General features: G+C 26.2%; 3 protein-coding genes. 2 read left to right on the top strand and 1 reads right to left on the bottom strand.

Annotated features, from left to right (window positions below):
• The coding region (locus tag ACX6CF_RS20000) for a M23 family metallopeptidase (RefSeq protein WP_458787138.1) at positions 1 to 913 on the top strand (913 nt) is incomplete at its 5' end.
• A gap of 105 nt (positions 914 to 1018) precedes the next feature.
• Here the strand turns inward: ACX6CF_RS20000 and ACX6CF_RS19995 are convergent.
• On the bottom strand, positions 1019 to 2179 hold the full coding sequence (locus ACX6CF_RS19995; RefSeq protein WP_458787137.1) for a hypothetical protein: 1161 nt from the start codon (positions 2177 to 2179) through the stop codon (positions 1019 to 1021).
• Between the two features lie 592 nt (positions 2180 to 2771).
• Here ACX6CF_RS19995 and ACX6CF_RS19990 point away from each other — a divergent pair.
• Complete coding sequence (locus ACX6CF_RS19990; RefSeq protein WP_458787136.1) at positions 2772 to 5309, top strand: hypothetical protein; 2538 nt, start codon at positions 2772 to 2774, stop codon at positions 5307 to 5309.
• The last annotated feature ends 7 nt before the right edge of the window (positions 5310 to 5316 follow it).

Raw genomic sequence — 5316 nt, 5'->3', positions numbered from 1 at the left:
CCAGACGTCTTGTGAAAGTAGCTGTCAATCTTCATGCCAGAAAAGTTGTCAGACATCCTGTGAAAGTAGTTGTCAATCACCATTACTAAAGAAAACAAAAACTTATGTTGGAAATGGTAGTAGTAGAATATTACCAGTGTTTAAAGACGTTGCACTAACAATTAACGGGGGGTCAATATCTAATGGTGAAAGTGTAACAGTTAAAGCTATTGAAAATGAAGTTGCTTTTATTACATATAATTTACTAGGTGGTGGCACTAAAGATCGTTATGTACCTTTATCTCATTTGGATACAGAATACTGGGGCTTATATATTAAGAAGATGAAGGAGAAAGGAACTCCTCAATTAAAAAATGGTTGGTATACATATTATAATTGGAGAGCTAGTCAAATTTTTAATGATCCAACTAGTTCAGCAAATTATCATGGTCATCTTGGATTGGATGTAGTAAACATTGTTGCACCTGTATCGAGGGCAGTCTATGGAGGAATAGTTAAGTTTGCAGGAAGATCGACTGTTAGTAATGGTAGTAATAGTGCAAATGGGTATGTTGTGCAGATAGAACATACATATAGCAAAAAAACTTTTTATTCATTTTATGCGCATCTTAGACCAGATTCCATATGTGTGTCTGTAGACCAGAATGTTGTAGCTGGGGAAATAATTGGTCTTATGGGGCATACTACAAACAAAGATAATGGTGGAGGAATGGCTGATCATACCCATGTAGGTATCTATTCAGGCAAAAAAAAAGCTACTGGTCAACAATGGGGTTACTTCCGTGATTCTACTGGTAAAAAGGTTATTTTTGATGAAAAACACGGATATAAAGATGGACATATTAAATTTGATGGTTCTATATTCTATAATGTGCAACTTTGGGATAAAATTCTAAAAGTGTTACAGAATTAACTAAAGACTTAAAGGTATTTGACTTTACTCAAACTGTACAATAAAGGAAAAGACTTTTTGGTCTTTTCCTTTAATAACACATGATTATTATATATATGTTTGAAATTAATAATTATATTTATTCGGTTGATTATTACAATTAAAATCTGATACATCACATTCCCCAGTAAAGTTGATTTTTAAATGTTTAGTTGAAGTATTATAGGAGAATAATATTTCATAGCTATTATTAGACCATGAAAAATGTGTGCCTAGGAATTCAAAAATAATCGAATTTGTTTTATTGTCTAAGATTTTAACAAGGCAATGATGCCCATCAGTATTTAAAGCATTATAGTTATAAATTGTTCCATATCTATTATCGTATGATGAAGGTCCTAATGCATAAGTGTCATCATATAGCAGTTCCAGCATATCAGTTTCTAGATTGAATTTGAAGATTTTATTTTTGGTTTTATTTCTATTATCTAAAAAGATTTCATAGTAAGTATCAAAATAGATTTGATTTTTTTCATCCCACAAGATTCTATGTTCATTTTGATAATCAGTTAAATGTGATTCTTTTGAAATTGTCCTAATATCATTATTATAAATATCAAATAAATAAATTTTATCATTAGTTAAATATGCAATGTGAGTTCTACAATTATTTATAGTATAATCGAGCAATTGATTAGGGACAAGTTGGTTACAAAGCGAAGTAAATTCATTGAATGTTTGTGTGGGTATTTTATATAGATATAAACCATCAACTAATATATTAGTTTCGTTAATCCATATGGCTGAATCCTTAATATCGTCACTTAATGTACTATCTTGAGAATATTCATTTATATAAAAGGGTTCAGTAGAATCACCTATATATAGTTTTTTTATATAGCATACCATTTGAATATAATAAATATCGCATCGGATATAAGTAGTATATTTAGGTGAATAATATTTGTAGGATTTAATGAGATTGTCAGCTATACATGTATAATCAATTGTTTTTGAAGGATTATCAATCTGCTTTATATAATTAGAAAAATTATCATCAATATTATCATCTTTCTGTATAGATTCTTTTATTGATTTAATAGAAGAATCATTTGAAGAAAAATTAGTATATTCTTGCTCTATAACATTTGTGTTTTTAGTTATGTCAGTTTTGTTAATGGCTGTGGTATTTATTGGAGAAGGAGGATTAAATTGGGCACATCCATTAACAACAAATATTAATATTAAATTTACTATAATAAAATAAATTAATCTGTGATTTTTCATAGTAGCTACACCCTTTCAATTATATTAATTATTTATATAGGTTATATTATTATATATAATCAATAATAAAACAATAGTAAAGATGTTTTGTTCAAAAATAACAACATCCTAATAACTTTACCTATAAATTTAAATTTTGGTAATATAACTCAGCATTCTTTTGTTAGATATTTTAACTCTCACTAAAGCTTAGATAATATTATACAATATTTTTATGTAATTGTGAATAAGAAAATAAAAAATTATTTTATACAATTTTAATTTAAGATATTTAAAATGTGTTTTTATACTATTATAAGCAGCTAAAAACTGTATAATATGAAAAGTTATAATAATTTAATAAATTTACCATTAGCACTATAAATATTATTTTTATTTATAATCTATTCTAACTAAATTCAAATGTTGCTCAATTTTTAAAAATATAATATCTCTACTGCTATATAGAGGTTAGTTAAGTAATATAAAGATAATATTTAAGTAATAGATATTTAAAATAAAATGTTATGTTTTTTAATAGTTTTATGATATTATTTTTATCAGGAGTTGTAAATTATGGTAATGAATATTACAAATGATGAGGAGAAATATTATGAAGCGATTAAATTGGAAATTAATTATTCTTTTAACAGTTGTTATGAGTATAGTTTTGACAGGTTGTAAAAGTAAAACTGATATAACTCAGGTAACAGGAGTTGATGGTGATGAAAAAGTTGCTACTGATGATGATTCATCAAAAGGAAATACCAGCAAATCAACTGATGATAATAAGAATTCAAATGCAAATCTAGATGAAGAAAGCAAGGGAAATGATAATGAAACGCTAGAAGAAAATGACCAATCTATTGTAAATGACAAGTATAGTAAATATCTATTATTTATTAATGAAGAAGATGATAATACTTTATATTCATTTAATAAAGAGACCCAGGAATGTAAACAGGTATTTGAAAATAAAGTAGATTATTCCAATAGGTTGATGAAACTGCAAAAAAAGAATTACTTCATATCTAATAACAAAATGTACGCATTAGATGGAGATTCATTAAAAACATCATTAGTAAAATACATGGAATATCCAGTACAATATGCAGGTGACAAGATACTATATTGTAAAGACGATAATGTGTATATTCAAAACATTGCTGATGATGATAGTGAAAAACTATTATTAAAAAACATGCGAAATCTATATGCACTCTATGAAGACAATATCATCTATATTCAGGTTGATGATGTGGAAAAGTATTATCTTAGGTATATATATAAATACAATATAGAAACTGAAGAATTAGATGAAATACATCAATTCTCCTTACATGATAGCAATTATAATGATGGAATACGAATAACTAACAGTAAGGATTTGTACTTACAACAAGATTCTGAGATTAAAAAATATGATTATGAATCTGATACAATAATTGAATTAGAAGAAGAAAATGATGATAAGATTTATGGGAAAGTAGCTGATTTACAATCTAAAGAATCTATAAAAGGAATAGTACTTGATGAGTACATATATTTATTAACTAGTAAAGGTGATATATTAAAACTAGATAAAAACTCAACAGATATGCTTGATATTCTATATTGGAATAATAAGAAGGCAAATAAAAGATATGATCAAGAAAAACTAATCAAGCTTGAAGATGATAAGATGTATTATGAAAATTACTTGATGGATTATAATTCTGCAAAGGAAAAAGACATAGATAAAATTAACATAATAAATCATTATTATATTGGTTATGAAGAGCACTTAGCTAAATATAGTAAACCATATATGATTAAGGATAATAAAACTTACTTAGAATCAGATATCAATAAGATTAAAGAGAATATAAAGGAAGAATACCAAGAGTTTACATTTTCTTCAGATATATTGGCTTATACAAGAAAAAAGGATAATCATTTAGTTATTATTGATAGAAAAACAGGGGATAAATTATGTACTACAGATTTTCCAGTAATCAATATAAAAGCTTATGCTGAAGAAGTATATTATAATAGATACGATAATCAATTTGGTTTTTATTATTACTCTAAGGGTGAACATGAATTAATTGATAAGAATATAGTTTTAGATTATGCTGTTACAAAGGGAAATATTTATTATAGTACTCAATATCCCATAAAATTCTATAGTAAGAATAGATCTACTGATGAAATAACATGCACAGACGATAATGTAAAATTAATGATGAGTGAATCAGATACATTGTATTTTGTTGAAGGAGATCTATTGTATAAAATACAAGATAATAAAAAGAATAAAGAGTTAATCAGTGTTATACCAAATGGAGGAATGATATCCTATCTATTCCTTCATAATAATCATATTTATTCTGGAGATAGTAGTAGTATATGTACTAGAATATTTGAACTTGATAAAGAATTTAATAAACCTGATAAGATAATATACGAAGGTAAAAAAACTCTTATATATGTGGTAGAGGATTCACTATATGTATATGATAAGATTAATAAAATAATTAAGGGTAATGTGGACTTCTTTTATCCATCAGATAGTACTGTAGCATTTACTGAGGATGCTGTTTATATAAGCAATGATGATAGTATTATTTATAAAATAATATTGAAAACACTAGAAGTGAAAGAGTTCTATAAATCAAAATTTGGTCTAGGTGGAGAGGGAGATTCATTAGATATGTATCTAGTGAATGATAGATATTGTGTAATAGGTAATAATAATGAAGTTGCATCTCATGAAGGTATGACTATCATTGACACAGTCAACATAATAAATAGAAAGAATGTTGAATCAGGAGAATTGATATATGCATTGAGTAATAAGGCATATTACATGGATGAAGATAATAGCTTGAAAGCTATTGATTTAACTAATGAATTGAATATTACCCCTAAAACTATAATAGGTTCTGTTTCAGGATATACAACTACTAATAATAACAATATCATTTTTGAAAACAGGAACGAATTGATTATGGTGGATAATAAAGATGATGATACAACAGTTATATGTAATGATTTTAGTTATTTTATAGGAACAAAAAAGGATGAGATATATTACAATAACATTAATGGAGAGCTAGTTAGAATAAATCTCTCGTCATTGAAAAAAGATGTAATAGGGCAATGTCATTAAGTTAAGG

This window comes from Vallitalea sediminicola (assembly GCF_054408565.1).
The sequence above is the reverse complement of the archived record's forward strand: the minus strand, read 5'-3'. Positions and strand labels throughout refer to the sequence as shown.

Bases quoted from the DNA above. Each gene is read 5' to 3' on its own strand.
- ACX6CF_RS19995 (WP_458787137.1), bottom strand. From the start codon at position 2,179: ATGAAAAATCACAGATTAATTTATTTTATTATAGTAAATTTAATATTA.
- ACX6CF_RS19990 (WP_458787136.1), top strand. From the start codon at position 2,772: ATGAAGCGATTAAATTGGAAATTAATTATTCTTTTAACAGTTGTTATG.